The sequence below is a fragment of the Pseudomonas sichuanensis genome, assembly GCF_024749065.1.
In the GTDB taxonomy this organism is placed as follows: Bacteria; Pseudomonadota; Gammaproteobacteria; order Pseudomonadales; family Pseudomonadaceae; genus Aquipseudomonas; species Aquipseudomonas sichuanensis.
Genome location: NZ_CP087185.1, coordinates 2,994,024 through 3,012,821, shown reverse-complemented (window position 1 = coordinate 3,012,821; position 18,798 = coordinate 2,994,024). Strand labels below are relative to the sequence as shown.

General features: G+C 66.6%; 14 protein-coding genes. 6 read left to right on the top strand and 8 right to left on the bottom strand.

The genetic code is table 11. From position 1 onward, the window contains the following. Nucleotides 1-95: 95 nt before the first annotated feature. Together LOY51_RS13625 and LOY51_RS13620 are read right to left on the bottom strand one after the other, a co-directional pair. Nucleotides 96-626: a hypothetical protein gene (locus tag LOY51_RS13625; RefSeq protein WP_258641636.1), complete on the bottom strand. Its 531-nt coding sequence runs from the start codon at nt 624-626 to the stop codon at nt 96-98. A 590-nt stretch (nt 627-1,216) separates the two neighbouring features. Then, the gene (locus LOY51_RS13620; protein WP_258641634.1) at nt 1,217-3,349 is read right to left on the bottom strand and encodes a TonB-dependent siderophore receptor; all 2,133 of its coding nucleotides are present in this window, start codon (nt 3,347-3,349) and stop codon (nt 1,217-1,219) included. Between the two features lie 238 nt (nt 3,350-3,587). Between LOY51_RS13620 and LOY51_RS13615 the strand changes: the two genes are divergently transcribed. After that, nucleotides 3,588-4,601 carry a transporter gene (locus LOY51_RS13615; RefSeq protein ID WP_125858644.1) on the top strand — a complete coding sequence of 338 codons (1,014 nt, stop codon included), beginning with the start codon at nt 3,588-3,590 and terminating at the stop codon, nt 4,599-4,601. Here LOY51_RS13615 and LOY51_RS13610 read toward each other — a convergent pair. Further along, nucleotides 4,552-5,382: a phosphatase PAP2 family protein gene (locus LOY51_RS13610; RefSeq protein ID WP_125464103.1), complete on the bottom strand. Its 831-nt coding sequence runs from the start codon at nt 5,380-5,382 to the stop codon at nt 4,552-4,554. The two genes, LOY51_RS13615 and LOY51_RS13610, sit on opposite strands and share 50 nt — an antisense overlap. Before the next feature lie 2 nt (nt 5,383-5,384). Further along, nucleotides 5,385-6,068 carry a lipopolysaccharide core heptose(II)-phosphate phosphatase PmrG gene (gene pmrG, locus LOY51_RS13605; protein ID WP_125464102.1) on the bottom strand — a complete coding sequence of 228 codons (684 nt, stop codon included), beginning with the start codon at nt 6,066-6,068 and terminating at the stop codon, nt 5,385-5,387. Between the two features lie 280 nt (nt 6,069-6,348). On the opposite strand from pmrG, the gene hflK (LOY51_RS13600) reads away from it, so the two are divergent. Genes hflK (LOY51_RS13600) through LOY51_RS13585 form a run of 4 tightly spaced genes read left to right on the top strand, consistent with a single transcriptional unit; the run spans nt 6,349 to nt 12,272 of the window. Further along, nucleotides 6,349-8,328 (top strand): protease modulator HflK, encoded by a 1,980-nt coding sequence (hflK, locus tag LOY51_RS13600; protein WP_258641632.1) that lies wholly within the window; start codon nt 6,349-6,351, stop codon nt 8,326-8,328. Beyond that, nucleotides 8,325-9,329: a protease modulator HflC gene (gene hflC / locus LOY51_RS13595; RefSeq protein ID WP_374046844.1), complete on the top strand. Its 1,005-nt coding sequence runs from the start codon at nt 8,325-8,327 to the stop codon at nt 9,327-9,329. The genes hflK (LOY51_RS13600) and hflC overlap by 4 nt, the downstream gene beginning before the upstream one ends. After that, entirely contained in the window at nt 9,322-10,341 is a 1,020-nt protein-coding gene (gene hflK / locus LOY51_RS13590) for a protease modulator HflK (protein WP_223811920.1), read from the top strand. The genes hflC and hflK (LOY51_RS13590) overlap by 8 nt, the downstream gene beginning before the upstream one ends. Then, complete coding sequence (locus LOY51_RS13585; protein WP_258641629.1) at nt 10,338-12,272, top strand: heavy metal translocating P-type ATPase; 1,935 nt, start codon at nt 10,338-10,340, stop codon at nt 12,270-12,272. The genes hflK (LOY51_RS13590) and LOY51_RS13585 overlap by 4 nt, the downstream gene beginning before the upstream one ends. 508 nt (nt 12,273-12,780) lie before the next feature. On the opposite strand, the gene cprA is transcribed toward LOY51_RS13585, so the two are convergent. Beyond that, nucleotides 12,781-13,938 (bottom strand): cationic peptide resistance protein CprA, encoded by a 1,158-nt coding sequence (gene cprA / locus LOY51_RS13580; RefSeq protein ID WP_258641627.1) that lies wholly within the window; start codon nt 13,936-13,938, stop codon nt 12,781-12,783. Between the two features lie 597 nt (nt 13,939-14,535). Between cprA and LOY51_RS13575 the strand changes: the two genes are divergently transcribed. Further along, a complete protein-coding gene (locus LOY51_RS13575; RefSeq protein ID WP_309475596.1) occupies nt 14,536-15,507 on the top strand; it encodes a DUF4434 domain-containing protein in 972 nt (323 codons plus the stop codon). A gap of 1 nt (nt 15,508) precedes the next feature. Here LOY51_RS13575 and LOY51_RS13570 read toward each other — a convergent pair whose 3' ends face one another. From LOY51_RS13570 to LOY51_RS13560, 3 genes are read right to left on the bottom strand one after another with little or no spacing between them, the layout of a single operon-like run. Beyond that, nucleotides 15,509-16,642: an acyl-CoA dehydrogenase family protein gene (locus LOY51_RS13570; protein WP_258646640.1), complete on the bottom strand. Its 1,134-nt coding sequence runs from the start codon at nt 16,640-16,642 to the stop codon at nt 15,509-15,511. Then, nucleotides 16,643-17,302 carry an alginate O-acetyltransferase AlgF gene (locus tag LOY51_RS13565; protein WP_125858634.1) on the bottom strand — a complete coding sequence of 220 codons (660 nt, stop codon included), beginning with the start codon at nt 17,300-17,302 and terminating at the stop codon, nt 16,643-16,645. It abuts the gene before it with no gap. Further along, on the bottom strand, nt 17,299-18,771 hold the full coding sequence (locus tag LOY51_RS13560) for an AMP-binding protein (RefSeq protein ID WP_258646593.1): 1,473 nt from the start codon (nt 18,769-18,771) through the stop codon (nt 17,299-17,301). The genes LOY51_RS13565 and LOY51_RS13560 overlap by 4 nt, the downstream gene beginning before the upstream one ends. Nucleotides 18,772-18,798 lie beyond the last annotated feature (27 nt).

Sequence of the window (18,798 nt, the reverse complement as noted above, 5' to 3'; positions counted from 1 at the left end):
CCGCAGGCGCGGGGCGCGGGGAGGCTAGCATGCCAGGCTTGGCGGGAGAAGCCGCACAGGTGCCGGACAGACACCTGTGCGGAGAGTGCCAGGCGTCAGGTGCCGCCGCGGTCGTCACCGACATCGTGATTGGCGCCGTCGTCGGCACCGTGGCCGACACCGTGGGCTTCGCCGGCGTCATGGTTGGCCCCGTCGTCCGCGCCGTGGCCGACACCATGGGCTTCGCCGGCATCATGGTTGGCCCCGTCATCGGCACCGTGGCCGACACCATGCAGGCCTCCGGCATCGTGGTTACCGCCATCGTCGGCGCCATGGCCGCCTGCCGAGCCGCCATGGCCTGAGCCACCGCTGCCACCGCCACTACCGCTGCCGTGGCCACCGCCACTGCCGCCATGCCCACCGCCACCGCTACCCCCTCCGCCGTGGCCGCCTCCGCCTCCGCCTCCGCCACCTCCATGGCCTCCACCGCCACCACCCCCGCCATGGCCGCCACCACCTCCGCCTCCGCCTCCACCGTCCTTCGCCATGGCGCTGGAAAATGCGCCCAGGTTGTCCGGCAGCAGCACGGACGATGCCGAGAGCACGCCGCCGATGGCCAGCATCCACACGATTTTTTTCAACTGCATAGTGATCTCCGCTCAGCGTTGCCTGCGTTTGCTTGCAGGGAAGGCCACAGCCGGTGGACCTCGGCCGCCGGGGTGGCGGCCCGCCAGTCGTCTGGCAGGGTCCTGGAGCACGATCCTTCGAAGGCCGATGGCCCGTGGCGCGGCGATTGCCGCTTTGATAGTTGAGCGTAGTTTGTAATACGCAGTTACAAGTACCGGTTGTCAGGGATGGTGGTTCGAGGGTTTCTGACTGATACCGAGTGGGGGCCGGCAGGTGCTTGGCGACAGCTTTGCAGCGCTCTCAAGATCGAGCGCCGCCCGCGCGGCGCATCGCTGGCAAGCCAGCTCCCACATCTGTTTCGGGCCAGTTATGTCTGTGGAAGTACCGCTGCCCGCCTTGGTGCATGTCTCAAGTCGGGCGAGGCGCCAGCGGTGCCCACTTCTAATACCGAGTCGAACCAACAAGGCGGACAGTGGTGAAATCACAGGAGTGACTGGCCCGAAACAGATGTGGGAGCTGGCTTGCCAGCGATGCGCCGCGCGGGCGGCGCTCGATCTGATAGGCGCTGCAACTCTTGCGGCGGACACCTGCTCGCCCAACCGCAAAGCTCTTAGAAGGTGTAAGCAACCCCAGCCTGCACCGTGCGCGGCGCACCTGGATACGCATAGGTATTGAACGCCCCTTCGTCATACCCCTTGTTGAACACGTTCTTCACATCCAGGTTCAGGCGCACATGCTCGTTGACCTTGTAGTAGCTCAACAGGTCAACCACGCTGTACTGCTCCATGGTATAAGTCACCGCCTCGGTCTGGCCATTGCGGTCATCCACATACTTGAGCCCCACACCGAGCCCCAGTCCTTTGGCCAGTCCGTCCTGGAACTCGTAGGTATTGAGCAGGCTGAAACTGTTGCGCGGGATGTTGGCCAGGCGCGTGCCGCTGGGCAGGCGGTTGTCCTTGGTCACTTCGGCATCGACATAGGCATAACCGCCGATCACCCGCCACTCAGGGGTGATGTTGCCGGCCACGTTGAGGTCCAGGCCGCGGCTGCGCACTTCGCCGGCGGCCAGGCTGTAGTTGGGGTCGGCCGGGTCGCGGGTCAGCACGTTCTCCTTGACGATGTGGTAGATCGCCGCGTCGACGCTCAACTGGCGCTCCAATGCCTCCCACTTCATCCCCAGTTCGTACGACTTGCCTTTTTCCGGATCGAAGCCGTCGCCCTGGCGGCTGGCACCGGTATTGGGCTTGAACGAGCGCGCCGTGTTGGCGTAGACGGCAACCGTGTCGGTCAGGTCGTAGAGCAGGCCGAAACGCGGGGTGACGGCATTGTCGGCCGCCTGCCAGCCCTTGGCGCCCGGCAGGTAATTGTCGTAGTCATGCTCGAAGCGCTCCAGGCGCACACCCGCCAGTGCCTTCAGGCGCTCGGTCAGGGCCACCTGGTCCTGGACGAACCAGGCCCAGGTCTTGAGGTTTTCCTGGTCGTGGGTGGTGGTGCGGGTCAGGGCAGGGCGCGGCTGGCCCAGCACCGGGTGGTAGATATCGATCGGGTAGGTGCCGTCGGTGGCCGACGAGCGCTGGATGATCGAGCGGTAGTCATAGTCTTCGTACTCGATGCCGGTCAGCAGGGTGTGGCTGAACGCGCCGGTGTCGAAGTGGCCGGTGAGGTTGAGCTGGTAGTCACGGTCGGTCCACTCCAGCTTGCGGTAGTTGAAGTTGCGCTGCAGGGTGTGGCCGTCGGCCGGTGCCTTGTTGGCCTCCACGGCGTTGCCCTGCAGGGTGCCGTCGAGCCACTGCATGCCGCCGGCCAGGGTCCAGTTGTCGTTGAGCAGGTGCTCGAAGCGCAGTTGGGCCATGTTGTTGTCGTTGTGCAGCAGGTTGTCGCTGCCTTTTTCCCAGATGTAGGTGTCGCGCGAGGCGCTGCCGGTCTGGGTGCCGTAGCGGGTCAGGCCACGGTCGAGGGGGTGGTTGTTACGCATGAAATCGCCCTCGAAGACGATTTTGGTGCTGTCGTTGACCTGCCAGCTGAGTACCGGGGCGACGTCGTAACGCTCGCTCTGGACGTCGTCACGGAAGCTCTCGCCGCCCTCGCCAAGCACATTCAGGCGGTAGGCCAGGCTACCGTCCTGGCTCAACGGGCCGGTGGCGTCGAGGGTTGCGCGGTGCATGCCTTGGTCATCGAACTGGCTGCCCAGGGTGACCTTGGATTCGGGCAAGGGTTGCTTGCTGACCACGTTGAAGGTGCCGCCGGGGTCGCCACGGCCGTACAGGGCGGTGGCGGGGCCGCGCAGCACTTCCAGGCGCTCGACGGTGTTGGCGTCCGGGGCATTGGGGTAGCCGCGGTTGATCGGGAAGCCGTTGCGGTAGAACTCTCCTGTGGTGAAGCCGCGCACGGTGAAGGTGGTCAGGCCCTGACCGCCGAAGTTGTTGGCCCGGCCAATGCCGCCGGCGTAGTCGAGGGCGTCCTGCAGGCGGGTGGCGCCGGTGTCTTCCAGCACATCCTTGGGCACCACGCTGACCGACTGTGGGGTTTCGTGCAGGGCAGTGTCGGTGCGGGTGGCGCTGGCCGAACGGGTGGCGCGGTAACCTTCGACCGGGCCGTCGGCCCGCTCGTAGTCGGCGGCATCGGCATTGATGTTCACGGCTTCAAGCTGAATGCCGGTGCTGGTTTCGAGCGGCGCTGGCGCGGCCCAGCTGAACATCGGAGCGGCGTGGAGCAGGCACAGCGACACAATCCTGTAACGCATGGGTTCAGGTCCTGGAAAGGGGCACGGGAGGGGTGTTAAAGCGTCGCGATATTATCTGGTAACAATTCCCATTACCAGAAATTTTGGCATACCGAATGCCAGTTGTGACGAGCGTGCCAGGTCCATGGGCGTCGGCTGCAACAGCCGAGGCCTTCAGCGAAAACGTCACGTGACTGTCATGTGACGTTACCTAATATGACCCTCTCTGAATCGGGACTCGCCGAGGTCGCCCCGCCGCATGCTCCCCGCCAATCCGCAAAACCCCGAAACCGACCTGCACGGCTTGCTCTATGCGTACCTGTTCCGCCCGGGCCAGCCCGGCCGCGAGCTCGACTCGGCACAGGCCATGGCACATTTGCAGGCGCCAGCCGACGAGCAGTTCCTCTGGCTGCACCTGAACCTTGCCCACGCCGCCTGCGAGCGCTGGATGAAGAGCCACCTGGACCTGCCCGAAACCTTTTTCGAAACCCTGCGCGAAGGGTCGCGCTCCACGCGTATCGAGCACACCGACAGTGCCTTGCTGGCGGTGGTCAACGACCTGGTGTTCAGCTATGGCGTGATGTCGTCCGACGTTTCCACCTTGTGGGCCTGTGCACGCAGCCGCTTGCTGGTCAGCGCACGCTTGCAGCCGCTGCACTCGGTGGACGAGCTGCGCTCATCGGTAAAGCGCGGCGAGGGGTTCGGTTCGACGGTGGAGTTGCTGGTGCACCTGGTGCGCGATCAGGGCGACCTGCTGACCCGGGTGCTGCGCGAAACCACCTTGAAGATCGACCGCATCGAGGACCAGTTGCTGTCGCTGCGCCTGAGCGACAACCGCGCCGAGCTGGGCAGCCTGCGCCGCGTGCTGGTACGCCTGCAGCGCCTGCTGGCACTGGAGCCGGGCTCGCTGCTGCGGCTGCTGAACCGCCCGCCCGAATGGTTGCACGAAGAGGATATCCGCCAGTTGCGGGCCTCTACTGAAGAGTTTTCGGTGATCATCAGCGACCTCACCAGCCTGGTCGAGCGGATCAAGCTGCTGCAAGAAGAGATTGCCGCCAAGCTCACCGAAGAGAACAACCGCACCCTGTTCACCCTTACCGTGGTCACCGTGCTGGCACTGCCGATCAATATCATCGCCGGCTTTTTCGGCATGAACGTCGGGGGCGTGCCGCTGTCGGACGACCCCCACGGCTTCTGGGTACTGGTGGCGCTGGTGGTGACCTTTACGTTGATTGCAGGGCGCTGGGCGTTTCGCAAGCGGGGCGATTACTGAGCCTTGCCTGCGGCGCTGCCTGCAAGGCCGGGCGGCCATAGAACAGCAGCGCGGTGCTCCAACTGGTCAGCCAGACGAAAATGCCGGCCCAGAAGGTATGTGACATGTAGTGCCAGCCCTGCAGCACCCGGGTGGTGCCGTAGAACATGCCCACCAGCAGGATCGCCACCAGCAACTTGCGCGCATGCACCCAGCGATGGCGCAGGGCGATGAAGTACAGCGCCAGCAGGGTGAAGCCGCTGGAGGCGTGCCCGCCGGGCCAGCAACGGCCGGGGCCAGCGCGGTCCAGCCCGTTGAACTGGTCGAACCATTCGTAGCGCGCCTCGGTGCCGCCATACAGCGTGGTTTCCACCGGGCAGTACACCCCGGTGTGGCTCTTGAGGTAGTGGATGACCATGGTGCACAGGCCGAACGCGACCACCACGAACCACAGGTCGCGGCGATAGCGGGTGCTCCAGCGCATCACCGGGGCGATGCGCACCGCCTCCAGCAAGCCGGTGGCACGGGCCGAGCGCGAGGCCAGCGGCCACAGCAGCGACAGCAGCACCCCGATCACCGCCAGTTCACCCGTCCAGTCCGGCAGGATTCGCGGCCACTTGTGGGTGAGTTTCTCGAACAGCGCGTTGTGCGCGAAGACGAACTGCCCGTTGGCATCCAGCAGCAGGTTGCTGATCCAGCGGTCCAGCTCGGTCAGGTCGAACAGCACGAACACCAGCACCGCCAGCAACAGCGGGAAGGCCAGGTTGTTGAGGTAGAAGCGCGTGCGCATGGAAAGCTGCATGGTCACACCCCTTTGCCAGGGGCCAGGTTGCGCCACTGGGTGGCGTTCATCTGGCCAAGAAGCTGTGGTTTGCCGGCACTGTCGAGCGACAGGAACAAGGCACTTGCATAACCGCTGCTGCGTTCGCCGCCAGCTACGCCCAGTTGCCGCTCGAGCTGGTCGATGCAGCCACTGTGGGTCACCAGCACCAGGTTATGGCCGGGCCGCTTGTGGTCGAACACCGCGCTGGCGAAGGTCGCATCGCAACGAGCCAGCCAGTCCTGGGTGGTGATGTTCTTGCCGAACATGAAGCCTGCCGTCTGCCGGGTACGCACCTCGGGGCTGGCCAGGATATCGCTGTCCTGCAGCCCCAGCCGCTCGAGCCCAAGGCCCACACCGACAGCGGCGCGGCTGCCGTCCTCGGTGATGCCGGCGGGGTCGCTCAGGCAGGCGGCATGGGAGCGGTCGCAGCGTTCGGCGTGACGCACCAGGACGATGGTCGAGCCCTTGGCCCAGGCTGCATAGGTACCGCTGCGGCTCATTTGTCGCTCGCTGCCGAGGTCGCGTACCTGGGTGCGAGAGGCAAAAGACACGCCCGCAGTCAGGGTCAACGCCACGCACAGACCGGCAAGCAATGCCCTGGGGGAGAGCCGAAAGCGCCGGGGCGGCTTCAGGGATGAGGGTTTGACGAGGGTGCCTTGCAGCATGCAGTCACTCCGAGGGTGAGCAATGTTGGATGCAGCGGCACTGGGACACAGGCATCGCGAGTGGCGGCACTTTATGCAGGCGAATGTCGGGAGACGGTGAGGCGGATGTGAAAAAAATGCGAGGGGCGCTCTGCTCGATGAAATCGATGAAATATTTCCTCACAATTTTTTCACTGGCGTTGCTATAACATAACGAAATTAACCATGCCTTGAATCTGCCACAGCATGCCGGGCGGGTGACCACCTTGCGGCCATGCACCCTTGAGTCTTTGGAGTCTTCATGAGCGTCAACCTGGATAGCCCTGGCCTGGACCTGCAGGGGATTGCGCGCTTCCAGCAAGCACTCACGCAGGCACGCCGCCTGAGGCTGCTGGTTTACAGCGCGGCGGTGGCGGCTGTCTTGCTGGGCGGGCTGGCATTCTTCGTCGGGTTGTTCGCGCCCGCTTCATATTGGGCGCCCTTGCTGAGCATCAATGCCGCCGCCTGGTTGCTGGTGGCCGCCAGCAGCCAGGCGGCCTGGGACGTTGCCGGCTGGCGTGCCGCCGCCATCGGCCAGCCCTGCGCGCAGCTGGCGTTCTTGCGCAAAGCCGGCCAGGAGGAGGGCGACCCGGAACTGCTCAGCCCTTACGAGCGCTGGCTCGAGCGGCTGGGCGCGCTGTGCCTTAGGCAGTTGCAGCGCATTGGCGGCGACGCACTGTGGCTGTTCGGCCTGGCACTGCTGGCGTTGCTGCTGGTGCAGGCGCATTGGCGGTTCGATCTTCCGGCTGCCACCCTGGCCAGCCAGGCGAGCTGGGTGACGGTGGGTACATGGGCGTTGCTGGCTTTCGGGCTGGTAGTCGTCGAGCGCCATCTGGCCAGCAGCGACGGCAATGCATGGCCCGAAGCTGCGGCGCTGGCGGCACAGTTGCGGCTGCTGATCGCTGTGCTGGTGCTGTCTATTGCTTGCCTGGCGTTCGCCGACGGCGAGCGGCTGTGGCCGGCACGCCTGGCGGTGCTGATCGGCCTGCTGCCTGGCCTGCTGGCCATCGAGTTGATGTTGCGGGCCGTCCTGGCGGTGTTCAGCCCGCGCCATCCACGCCGCGAACCACAGTGGCTGGCGCGCAGTCTGGTGGCCGGAGCGTTGCAATGGCCGCCACGACCGCTGGCCTACCTGCAGGGCGAGTTGCACCAGCGCCTGGGCATCGACCTGCAGCAAATTTGGGCCTTCGGCTTCATGCGTCGCGCCTTGTTGCCGGTGCTGGCACTGGTCGGCCTGGCCGGCTGGCTGCTCACCGGGGTGGTCGAAGTGCCCATGGACGGGCGCGGCGTGTATGAACGCTTCGGCAACCCGGTGCAGGTCTATCAACCCGGGTTGCACCTGGGGCTGCCCTGGCCGCTCGGCAAGGTCGTGCGGGTGGACAACGGTACGCTGCACGAGTTGGCCAGCACCGGCGACGCTGCCGCCGCCGAGCCTCTGGCCGCTGCCGAGGGGCCTGCGCCCGTGGGCGCCAACCGCTTGTGGGATGCCACCCACCTCAGCGAGAACGCCCAGGTGATCGCGGGCAGCGATGGCGGCGCGCAGAGCTTCCAGATCGTCAACATGGACGTGCGCTTCATCTATCGCATCGGCCTGAGTGACGCTGCGGCGCTGGCCGCCACCTACCACAGCAGCGATATCGAGCAGTTGCTGCGCAGCGTCGCCAACCGGGTGCTGGTACACGACTTTGCCGGGCGCTCGCTCGACGGCGTGCTGGGCGAAGCGCGCGAAGCCCTGGGCCAGGATATCGGCAGGGCGGTGCAGGCCGATCTCGATCGGCTCGACAGCGGGGTGGAGATCCTGGCCACGGCGATCGAGGCGATCCATCCGCCTGCCGGTGCGGCCAATGCCTACCACGGCGTGCAGGCCGCGCAGATCAATGCCGATGCCTTGATCGCCCGTGATCGTGGCCAGGCCGCACAGCAGGCCAGCCTTGCCCGCCAAGCCGCCAGCCTGGCCGCCGACTCGGCCAGCGCCGGCGCCCATGAAACCCGGGCCAAGGCCCAGGCCGCGGCGCTGGTGTTCGATGCCGAACAGGCGGCCTGGGCCGGTGCTGGCCAGGCCTTCGTCCTGGAACAGTACTTGAGCCGACTGAGCCAAGGGCTGGCCGGTGCCCACAGCCTGATCATCGACCACCGCCTGGGCGCAGCCCAGGCGCCGACCCTGGACCTGCGCAGCTATGCACTGCCGGTGGACCCAGCGGTATCAACCTCCAGTAGCCGCAACCAGGAGCACGCCAAGTGAGCCAGAGCACCCATGCCGCCCACGACCACCATGGCTGCGACCATGACCATGACCATTCACCTGCTGACCAGGCGCCGGTCGGCCCCGTCCGGCGCCGAATGTTGATCGCCGCGCTGCTGGTGCTGCTGCTCGCCGCGACTGCCAGCCTGGTGCAGGTCCGGGTCGGCGAGGCCACCGTCATCACCCGTTTCGGCAACCCCTCGCGGGTGCTGCTGGAACCGGGCCTTGCCTGGCGCTGGCCGGTGCCGTTCGAAGCGGCGGTGCCGGTCGACCTGCGCCTGCGCACCACCTCCAGCGGCCTGCAGGACGTCGGTACCCGCGATGGCCTGCGGATCATCGTGCAGGCCTATATCGCCTGGCAGGTGGCGGCCGACCCGCAGAGCATCCAGCGCTTCATGCGCGCCGTGCAGAACCAGCCCGACGAAGCGGCGCGGCAGATCCGCACCCTGGTGGGCTCGGCACTGGAAACCAGTGCCAGTGGCTTCGAGCTGGCCGACCTGGTGAACGTGGACGCCAGCCGCGTACGTATCGATGCCTTCGAACAGCGTTTGCAGCAGCAGATCGCCGACCAACTGGCGCACACCTACGGCATCAAGGTGGTGCAGGTGGGCATCGAGCGGCTGACCCTGCCCAAGGTGACCCTCGAGGCCACCGTCGACCGCATGCGTGCCGAGCGCGAGACCATCGCCACCGAGCGCACCGCCGAAGGCAAGCGCAAGGCGGCCGAAATTCGCTCGGCGGCCGAGCGCGACGCCCGCATCCTCGAGGCCGACGCCAGCGTCAAGGCCGCGCAAATCCAGGCCCAGGCCCAGGTCGAGGCGGCACAGACCTACGCCAAGGCCTATGCCGGTGCCCCTGAGCTGTACCGGCTGCTGCGCTCGCTCGACACCCTCGGCACGTTGGTGACGCCCAACACTCGCCTGGTGCTGCGCACCGACGCGGCGCCGTTCCGCGTGCTGGTGGACGGCCCGGCACTGCCGGCGGGGCATGCCCATGACTAACCCGCGAGGTAGCGCCTGGCTGCAGGCCGGCGGCGTCGGTTTTATCGCACTGTATGCGGTCACCCTGCTGGCGGCGCTGGGCTGGCTGTTCGGCAATGTTCGCGAAATAGGCCCGGAGAACCGTGCGGTGGTGCTGCGCCTGGGCGCCGAGTCACGGGTCCAGAACGCCGGTTTGCTGCTGGCCTGGCCGCGGCCGTTCGAGCAGGTGCTGATGCTGCCGTCGGCCGACCGGATAAGCGAGCGCCGGATCGAGCTGCTGCTGCGCTCGGAGCTGGCGCGCAAGGCCGACCTGGACGGCAAGCTGGCCGGCGATGCCACGGCGGGCTCGGGCTACCTGCTCAGCGGTGACGCGGGCATGGTGCAACTGGACGTGCGGGTGTTCTACACAGTCAACGAGCCTTATGCCTTCACCCGTCAGGGCGAGCATGTGCTGCCAGCGCTGGAGCGCCTGGTCGAGCGCAGCGCGGTGCAGGTCTGCGCCTCTCGCGACATGGACGCGATCCTGGTGGCCCGCCCCGAACTGGTCGGCGCCGACAGCGGCGTTGCCGAGCGCCGTGAGCGCTTGCGGGGCGACCTGCAGCAGGGCATCAACCAGCGCCTGGCGGCGCTCAAGGCGGCCGGCGGCGAGCTGGGCATCGAGGTGGTGCGGGTGGATGTGCAGTCCTCACTGCCCTTGGCGGCTGTTAACGCCTTCAATGCCGTGCTCACCGCCAGCCAGCAGGCGGAGCAGGCGATCGCCAGCGCGCGCAACGACGCCGCGCGGCAGTTGCAGCAGGCCACCCAGGCTGCTGACCACACCCAGCAGGTGGCCGAGGCCGAGGGGCGTGAGCGCGTGTCCGGCGCCCAGGCCAGCACGGCGACCATCGTCGGCCTGGGCGGTCAGCAGAGCCCGGACCTGCTGCTGCGCCTGTACCGCGAGCGCGTTCCCGCCATTCTGTCCCACGCGGGCAGCGTGACCACCGTCGACCCCGGCGATGCCGGGCGCATGATCCTGGAAGGCCCGAAACCATGAGTACTCACCACCACGGCCATCACCATCACCACCACGGCCATGTACATCTAACGGCAGGGCTGTTGTCCAGCGACGAGCGTCGCCAGGCCGCCCGCCAGCTGACCCTGGCCATGCTCGCCCTCGGCCTGCTCGGGTTGGGCCTGGCCTGGCGTTGGCTGGCCCCGGCCCAGGAGACCGTGGCGCAGCTATTGCTGGGCTGCGCCTCGCTGCTGGTGGCGGTGCCGGTGCTGCGCTCGGCCTGGTTCAGCCTGCGCCAGCCGAGCCTGCATGGCATCACCGACCAACTGATCGGCCTGGCCATGCTCGGCGCCTGGGCCACCGGAGACCTAGCCACTGCCGCGCTGCTGCCGGTCATCATGATCTTCGGCCATGTGCTGGAAGAGCGCAGCGTGCTCGGCTCGCAAGAGGCGATCGAGGCCCTGGGGCGGCTGACCCGCAGCCAGGCGCGTCTGATCGGCGCCGATGGCCAGGTTCGCGAGGTCGACAATGCCAGCCTGGTGCCGGGCGATCAGGTCGAAGTGCGTGCCGGCGACAGGATACCGGCCGATGGCCGGGTGCTGGAGGGCCATGCCAGCCTGGACACCGCGCCGATCACCGGTGAGGGCGTCCCTCAGGATGTGCAGGCTGGCGCGGCGGTGCATGGTGGTGCGATCAACCTCGATGGCCTGTTGCGCATCGAAGTCACCCGCGTCGGCGACGATTCCACACTGGGCAAGGTCATCGCCCTGATGCAGCGCGCCGAGCAGGCCAAACCGCCAATCACCCGTTTGCTGGAACGTTATGCCGGGCGTTATCTGCTGCTGGTATTGCTGATCGCCGCTGCCACCTGGTTCATCACCGCCGATGCCCAGGCCATGCTCGCCGTTCTGGTGGCCGCCTGCCCCTGTGCGCTGGTGCTGTCGGCGCCGGCCACTGCCGTGGCCGGGATTGCCGTTGCCGCGCGGCACGGCATCCTGATCCGCGGCTCGGCGTTTCTTGAGGAGCTTGCCGACCTGACCTCGCTGGTGATCGACAAGACCGGCACGCTCACCCACGGCAGCCTGCATCTGCAGCGGATACTGTGCAGTGCATCGGCGTGGCCTGAGGATAAGGTCAAACGCCTGGCGGCGAGCCTCGGCACTGCCAGCAGCCACCCGGTCAGCCGCGCCTTGGCCGGGCTGGTCAGCCATGATCGGCTGCTGGCCCTGAGCGATCTGCGCGAACGCCAGGGGTTCGGCGTATTGGCCCGCACCGCTGATGGCGACGCCGCGTTGGGGCGCCCGGAGCTGTTCCAGCAACTGGGTATCGCCATGCCCGCAGTGCCGGCCCATGACGGGCCGATTGCCGGGTTGGCCCTGGATGGCCACTTCGTGGCCTGGCTGCTGCTGGCCGACAACCTGCGCGCCGAAGCCGCCGAGGCCATGACGCAACTGCGCGAGTTGGGGTTGGGGCGGCAACTGCTGCTGACCGGCGACCGGCAGAGTGTGGCCGATGCGGTCGCCGGGCAAACCGGGATCGGCAGTGTGGTTGCCCAGGCGTTGCCGCATGACAAGCTGCACCACGTCAACCAGGAGCTGCAGGCTGGTTTCCGGCCGCTGGTGGTGGGCGATGGCATCAACGATTCCCTGGCGCTGAAGGCGGGGGTGGTCGGTGTGGCCATGGGCGTGGGCGGCAGCGATATCGCCATGGCTGCGGCCGATATCGTGCTGATCAACCCCGACCTGCGCCGGCTGGGTACCTGTATTCGGCTGAGCCGCTTGTGCCGGCGTACCCTGCAATGGAATGTGCTGATCGGGCTGGGCTGGACCCTGGGGATCATCGCGGCGGCCGCGTTTGGGTTGTTGGGGGCGGCTGGGGCGATGATTGCGGCGGTGTTGCACAACTTCAGTACTTTGTTGGTGCTGGGGAATGCTGGGCGGTTGTTGCGGTATGACGAGAGGGGGGTGGAGTGAAGATTGGGGGAAGGCCACCAGGTGCCTGGCGGGAGATTGGGTGAGGGCCACCAGGTGTTCACCGGTGATTTTGCAGCGCCCTCAAGATCGAGCGCCGCCCGCGCGGCGCTTCGCGGGTAAACCCGCTCCCACCGTTTGTTTCGGGCCAATTATTCCTGTGAAAGTACCGGCGCCTGCCTTGGTGCATGCCTTGAGTCATGTGGGGCGGCGGCAACGCCCACACTGAAACCGAGTCGTACCAACAAGGCGGACCAGGTGATGGCACAGGAAAGACTGGCCGGAAACAAACTGTGGGAGCGGGTTTACCCGCGAAGCGCCGCGCGGGCGGCGCTCGATCTTGAGGGCGCTGCAAAAACACCGCCAGGCACCTGGTGGCCTTCACCCAATCTCCCGCCAGGCACCTGGCAGCCTTCCCCCAACCCCAACCCCAACCCCAACCCCATAAAAAAGCCCGGAGCAGGTTCAACCCTGGCCCGGGCAAGCGCGTGTGACGGAGCAGAATGACGGGTTACTTGAAATCCGCCTGCATCTGGGTGGCAATGCTCACCCCATTGGACGACCTGACGCACACGTCCAGGTAATCAGTGAAGCGCGGCGGCACAGCGATGCCTTCTTCCAGCAACCGGCTGTTGTCGAACAGGTAGTTCAGATCAGCGAAACCGCTGTACAAGCGCAGCGCGCGCAGCACCAGGCGCGGGTTGGCCGGGCCGATACGCGTGGCGAAGCTGCCAGCCAGGGACTTGAGGTCATCCACATCGACCTTGCGATAACGCTCGCCAACCGGTTCGGCACCGTTGGCCTGGGCAAACGCCTGGTCGATCTCGGCGAAGGTGCAGGCCGAGCTGTGGCCGGCGGAGATGTGGTACAGGTCGTGGTTGAGCTGGGGCTTGCGTGCCAGGCCGATCAGCGCCTCGGCGCAGTAGTCCACCGGGACCACGTCGATCTGCTCGTCGAGCCCGCAGGTGAAACTCTCCAGCGCAAAGCCCATGCGGAACACCCAGAAGATGCTGCCCGACGCCTGGCAGCCGAGGCTGCTGTGGCCGACCACGATGGACGGGCGCGCCACCACCAGCGGCAGGCCTGGCAGTTCTTCGCGCATGCGCCGCTCGATCTCGGCCTTCGAGGCGGTGTAGTCCACCAGTTGCTGCTCGGCCTCGGGGAACTCCCACGACTCGCTGATCGGCGACTCGCGCTGCGGGCCGCAGCTCATCGCCGTGCCTACATGCAGGAAGCGTTTCAGGCGCGCGGAGCGGCTGAGCACGTCGGCGAAGGCGTAGGTGCCCTCGACATTGACCGGCCAGATGGTCGGGTTCTTCGAGAACGAGGCCACGGCGGCGCAGTTGATCACCCGGTCGAACTGCATCAGGCGCGGGGTTTGCCTGGCCAGCCAGGAGGTGTCGAGCAAGTCGCCACAAAGGATCTGCGATTCTTCCAGGGCCAGGCAGTCGGCCTGGCTGACGCCATGCTGGCGCAGGTTGGCGCGCAGGCGTTCGAGGCCTTGCGCGGGTGTGTCACCGCGTACCAGGAAGGCGAGGGTGGGGCCTTGGCCATCGGCAATCAGTTGGGCGGCGACCGACCCACCGAGGAAACCCGTGGCGCCGGTCAACAGGATGTGCTCGCCCGAATCGGCGGCGGTGAAGACTTCACCGTGGTTAAGTGCGTTCATGGTTTACCTCGGGGGATAGAGTGACGCGCATTTGAAGTGATGCAATGTCAACGTAATGTGAATACGGCGTAAGTAATAAGTTGGCGCGTCAGTTTGGCGGGCTGTTCGGTCAACTTTAAAAGCGGGCCTGAATAATCGGCGAAAAAAGAGCAGGCTGCCGAAAGTCTTGCAGGGCATGGCGCGCAGCGTGCTGGCGGCTATTGTCCATGCCGAGGTTTGACTTTTCAATCACGCAGATGAGAGTGATGTGCGTGTTTGTGTGAAACAATTTTAATAAGTGTGAAAGACCGTAAGCTTTCATGAATGAACATGTAATTTTGTTTAAGTTTGAAAGGCTTCAGGTTTTGTTCAGGTAGTTAATTTGTATATGTGCTAATGCAGTGGTCCGGGTATTGGCAGTTTGGCGAAATCGACGACCGCTCACGCGTAGGGAGTACAAATGTGCTCTGCGCGGGATGACGCCACACCGTGGCTGTTCAATCACGCAAACCCGCACAAGCGCATAGACGTCTTGACCCGCATCACAGCGCCAGCCATCGGTGACGATTTAAGGTAGGCTGCTGCGTTCCAGCACCACGTTACGAAAAGGACCTCACCATTTCCGCTCCCACCCTCAGCCGCCGCAGCCTGCTGTGCCTGCTGGCCACCGCACCCATCCTCGCCAGCCTGCCGGGCTGCACACGCTCCAGCGGCCTGCAGGGCAGCTTCCTGCAACTGTGGAAGAGCCACGCCGACCTCAACCCGCAGCAATGGCGCCAGCGCCTGGCGGCCATGGCCGACATGGGCTGCCGCACGGTGACGCTGCAGTGGGTCGGGCTGATCGGCGGGCAATCGCCGTGGATGATCCCCGAGGACATGCTGCGCAACGTCTTCGACATCGCCCATGACGAGGGCATGCAGGTACAAGTCGGGCTGCCGTTCGACAACGCCTGGTGGCAGGCGCTGTCGGCAGACGCGCAGGGGCAGGCGCAGTTCTTCGCCAAGGCCCTGGGCGAGGCGCAGGGCTACATGGCTGCTGCGCCCTGGCCGCAGCACCGCGCCTTTGCCGGCTGGTACATCCCCTACGAGCTGGAGCAGTACCACTGGGCCAGCGCCGACAGCCAGCAGCGCCTGGCCGGCTGGTTGGCTGCGATGTCTGCCAGCACCCGGCAGCACAGCGACCGTATCCCGTCGATTTCCACCTACCACAGCGTGCTGCCCACCGAGGGTTCGCTGCTGCAGCTATGGCGCACGCTGCTCGATACCACCGCGCTGCGGCCGGTGGTGCAGGATGGTGTCGGTGTGGCCGGCTGGGCCAACCTGCAGGCCATCGAGCCACTGCTGCTGGAGCTGCGCCGGCGCAAGGTGCCATTCGATGTGGTCGTGGAGTTGTTCGAGCAGTTGCCGTCGGAAAAGAACGACGGCACCGACTTCAAGGCCCGCTCGGCGGATTACGCCCGGGTACAGCGGCAGTTGGAGTGGGCCCGTACCACGGGCGCCGAGCAGGTCGTGGCGTTTGCCCTCGACCCGTGGGCGCTGGGGGATGACCCGCGCGCCCGCAGGCTGCGTGAGGATTGGCTGCGCGGCTGAATCAGAGGCTGCGCCCGATGATCTCGCGCATGATTTCGCTGGTGCCACCGAAGATCCGCAGCGCCCGGGCATCGGCCCAGGCACGGCCGATGCCGTACTCGCTGCTGTAGCCATAACCACCGTGCAGTTGCAGCAGCTGGTCGAGGATCTGCCCCTGGATTTCGCTGGCATTGAGCTTGGCCATGGCCGCCACCACCGGGTCCAGGCTGCCCTCGATCAGCTGCCGTGCGCAGTCGTCGAGGAACACCCGCAACATGGTCAGCCGCGAACGGGCATCGGCGAGGATGAAGCGGTTGTGCTGGTGGTCGCTGACCCGCTTGCCGAATACCTTGCGTTCGCGGGTGTAGGCCAGGGTCTGCTCGAGCATGCCCTCGGCATGGGCGGCGGCGCGCAGGGCAATGGCCAGGCGCTCGCGGGCAAGCTCGCGGCCCAGGTACTCGAAGCCTGCGTTTTCCTCGCCCAGCAGGCAGTCGGCGGGTACGCGCAGCTCGTCGAAGAACAGCTCGCAGGTGTCCTGGGCATGCTGGCCGATCTTGGCCATGGCCGGGCCCTTGCTCAGGCCAGCCAGGCCCGCCTCGACACAGAACAGCGACAGGCCGCGGGCGCCCAGGTCGGGCTCGGTGCTGGCGACCACGATGATCAGGCCGGCGTTGACGCCGTTGGTGATGAAGGTCTTCTGGCCATTGAGCACATAGTGCTCGCCGTCACGCCGGGCGCGACAGCGTATGGCCTTGAGGTCGCTGCCGGCGCCGGGTTCGGTCATGGCGATGGCGCCGATCAGTTCGCCGGCGGCCATGGCCGGCAACCAGCGGTCTTGCTGTGCCGGGGTGCCGAGGTTGTACAGGTAGGGCGCGACCATGTCGGAATGGATCGAAAAGCCGATACCCAGGCAGTTGGCCCGGGCCAGCTCCTCGATCACCACCACGGCATGGCCGAAGTCGCCACCGGCGCCATAGGGGTCGGGCAGCGCCGGGCACAGCAGGCCTTGGGCACCGGCGTCGCGCCAGAGCGCGGTGGGCGTTATGCCCTCACGTTCCCAGTCGGCGTAGTGGGGCAGTATGCGTTCCTCGACAAACCGCCGGACCTGGTCGCGAAACAGCAGGTGATCGTCACGAAAGAGTGGGCGCATGGCAATTTACCGGGTGTAGGGTGCGGTGCTGCTGAGCTCGCCGCGCAGCACCGGTTGTGCGGCGCTGCCGGTGAGGAACAGCGCGTAGTGGTCGCCTGGCTGCAGCTGCGGCAAGGGCAGAGGCTTGGCCTGGGCCGCGCCGCAGCCGGCGGTCAAGGTGGCGCTCACCGGGTTGATCGCCCGCGCCTGGCTGGTCTGCCGAGGCACGTCGGCGAACAGGGTAGGGCCGGCCTGCACCTGCAGCTGGCCGGCAGGGCAGTCGCTGGCCAGGTTGTAGAAGCGCAGCTCGGCCTTCAGGGCATCGTCGCTGGCGGCGCTGTCGTCCAGCACCAGCAGCTTGCCATCGTGCAGCACCAGGCTCTGGTAGCTGTCGGCGGCCACGCTGAGGGTGCCGGCGCTCTTGCCGGCAATCAGCACGGTGAACGGCTCGCCGCCCTTGACCACGTTGTAGCTGCTGGCCAGCTGGCCGGCCGCCAGTTGCTGCGCCGGGTTATGCCCGACTTGCACCTGCACGCCGCCAGCCGCGGGCTGCAGCACGCGAACGAACGCCGAGCCAGCCGGTGGACGCGGCGCATACAGCTGCGCCAGCTTGCCCTCGGCCTGGGCGACGGTGGGCAGTGCGCTGCTCAGCAGCAGGGCGCCTGTGAGCACGGCGAGGGCTTTCATACAGTCTCCTTGGGGCGTTTTACCCGGGCTTGCTGGTACAGCTCGGCCAGGCGCTTGCGGTCGACCTTGTCGGACAGGGTGCCGGGGAAGCGGCCGCAGGCCAGCAGTTCGGACGGGATCATATAGGGCGGCAGGCTGCCTGCCAGCCGCTGTTTCCAGTCGGCCAGGGCTTCGGGCAACGGGCCCAGGGTGGCCGCCGGCAGGTGCCCGGGGGTTTCGATGAAGCCAACCATGCGCACCAGCGCACCGTCGGGGCGGCGCAGGGCAATGGTGGCGGCGCTGTCGACCCCAGGCAGGCTGGCCAGCCCGGCGTCCACTTCGCCCAGCTCGATGCGGTAGCCATTGAGCTTGATCTGGTCGTCGCGCCGACCATGGAAGAACACCCGGCCTTGCGCGTCGATCTCGGCCAGGTCGCCGCTGCGGTAGGCGCGCTTGCCGTTGTGCTGGAACAGCACGGCCTCGCTCAGGTCCGAGCGATTGAGGTAGCCACGCATCACGTGGTCACCGGCAATGCACAGCTCGCCGTCGTCGAGGAACAGCTCGGCATAGGGCTTGGCCCGGCCGATGGACAGCGGCTGGCCAGTGTTTTCCAGCGGCGGCAGGATTTCGATCCAGGTGGTCGAGCAGGTGGCTTCGGTCGGCCCGTAGGAGTTGATGATCCGCGCCTCGGGGAAGCGCTCCCACAGCTGGTTGGCCAGGGTCGGGGTCAGCGACTCGGCACCGAACACGAACACCCGCAAGGCGGGCAGGTGGCAAGCGTCGAAGGCGTCGTTGAGCAACTGCTGACGGACGAAGGACGGCGTCGAGGCCCATACCTGTACCTGGCTGTCGGCCAGGTAGTCGACAAAACCCTCGGGGTCGCCGATCACCTCGCGCGGGCACAGCACGCACTGGCCACCCAGGGCCAACGCCCCGCACAGGTCGAACAGCGAGAAGTCGAAGCTGAACAGCATCTGGTTCATGAACCGCGGTCGTTCGCCCAGGGCCAGGCAGTCGCGGATCCAGCCGGCGAACAGCGCCAGGCTGTCGCGGCCGATCTGCACGCCCTTGGGGTCGCCGGTGCTGCCGGAGGTGAACATGACGTAGGCCAGGCCCGCCTCGGCCAGCGCTGTGGCGCAGGCAACGCCTGCGCGGAACTGGTCCTGTTCGGCGTCGTAGCAATAGCCGGCGCCCACCAGCTCGATGATGCGCTGCAAGCGTTGCGGCGGGTTGATGCTGTCCAGCGGCACATAGGTCACGCCCAGGCGCAGGCAGCCGAGCATGGCCACGACGAATTCGATCTGCTTGTGGCCGCTGAGGACCAGCGCGGTGCCGGGCAATACGCCCTGCGCGCGGGCACGCAGGGCCCAGGCCTCGACGGCCAGCTGCAGGCCGGCCCAGTCCAGTACCCGATGGGCGTCGCGCAGGGCAGGGGCGTCGGCGCCCTGGTGGCAGTCGGCGAACTCACAGCGGTCGAAATCGAAGTGCATCCGGCACTCTCCTGGGCAGTGGCCTGT

What these genes read in the sequence shown, in the direction of transcription:
- LOY51_RS13625 (WP_258641636.1), bottom strand. Translation starts at nt 626, where the DNA reads ATGCAGTTGAAAAAAATCGTGTGGATGCTGGCCATCGGCGGCGTGCTC.
- hflK (WP_223811920.1), top strand. Translation starts at nt 9,322, where the DNA reads ATGACTAACCCGCGAGGTAGCGCCTGGCTGCAGGCCGGCGGCGTCGGT.
- LOY51_RS13585 (WP_258641629.1), top strand. Translation starts at nt 10,338, where the DNA reads ATGAGTACTCACCACCACGGCCATCACCATCACCACCACGGCCATGTA.
- cprA (WP_258641627.1), bottom strand. Translation starts at nt 13,938, where the DNA reads ATGAACGCACTTAACCACGGTGAAGTCTTCACCGCCGCCGATTCGGGC.
- hflK (WP_258641632.1), top strand. Translation starts at nt 6,349, where the DNA reads ATGAGCGTCAACCTGGATAGCCCTGGCCTGGACCTGCAGGGGATTGCG.
- LOY51_RS13620 (WP_258641634.1), bottom strand. Translation starts at nt 3,349, where the DNA reads ATGCGTTACAGGATTGTGTCGCTGTGCCTGCTCCACGCCGCTCCGATG.
- LOY51_RS13565 (WP_125858634.1), bottom strand. Translation starts at nt 17,302, where the DNA reads ATGAAAGCCCTCGCCGTGCTCACAGGCGCCCTGCTGCTGAGCAGCGCA.
- pmrG (WP_125464102.1), bottom strand. Translation starts at nt 6,068, where the DNA reads ATGCTGCAAGGCACCCTCGTCAAACCCTCATCCCTGAAGCCGCCCCGG.
- LOY51_RS13615 (WP_125858644.1), top strand. Translation starts at nt 3,588, where the DNA reads ATGCTCCCCGCCAATCCGCAAAACCCCGAAACCGACCTGCACGGCTTG.
- LOY51_RS13610 (WP_125464103.1), bottom strand. Translation starts at nt 5,382, where the DNA reads ATGCAGCTTTCCATGCGCACGCGCTTCTACCTCAACAACCTGGCCTTC.
- LOY51_RS13560 (WP_258646593.1), bottom strand. Translation starts at nt 18,771, where the DNA reads ATGCACTTCGATTTCGACCGCTGTGAGTTCGCCGACTGCCACCAGGGC.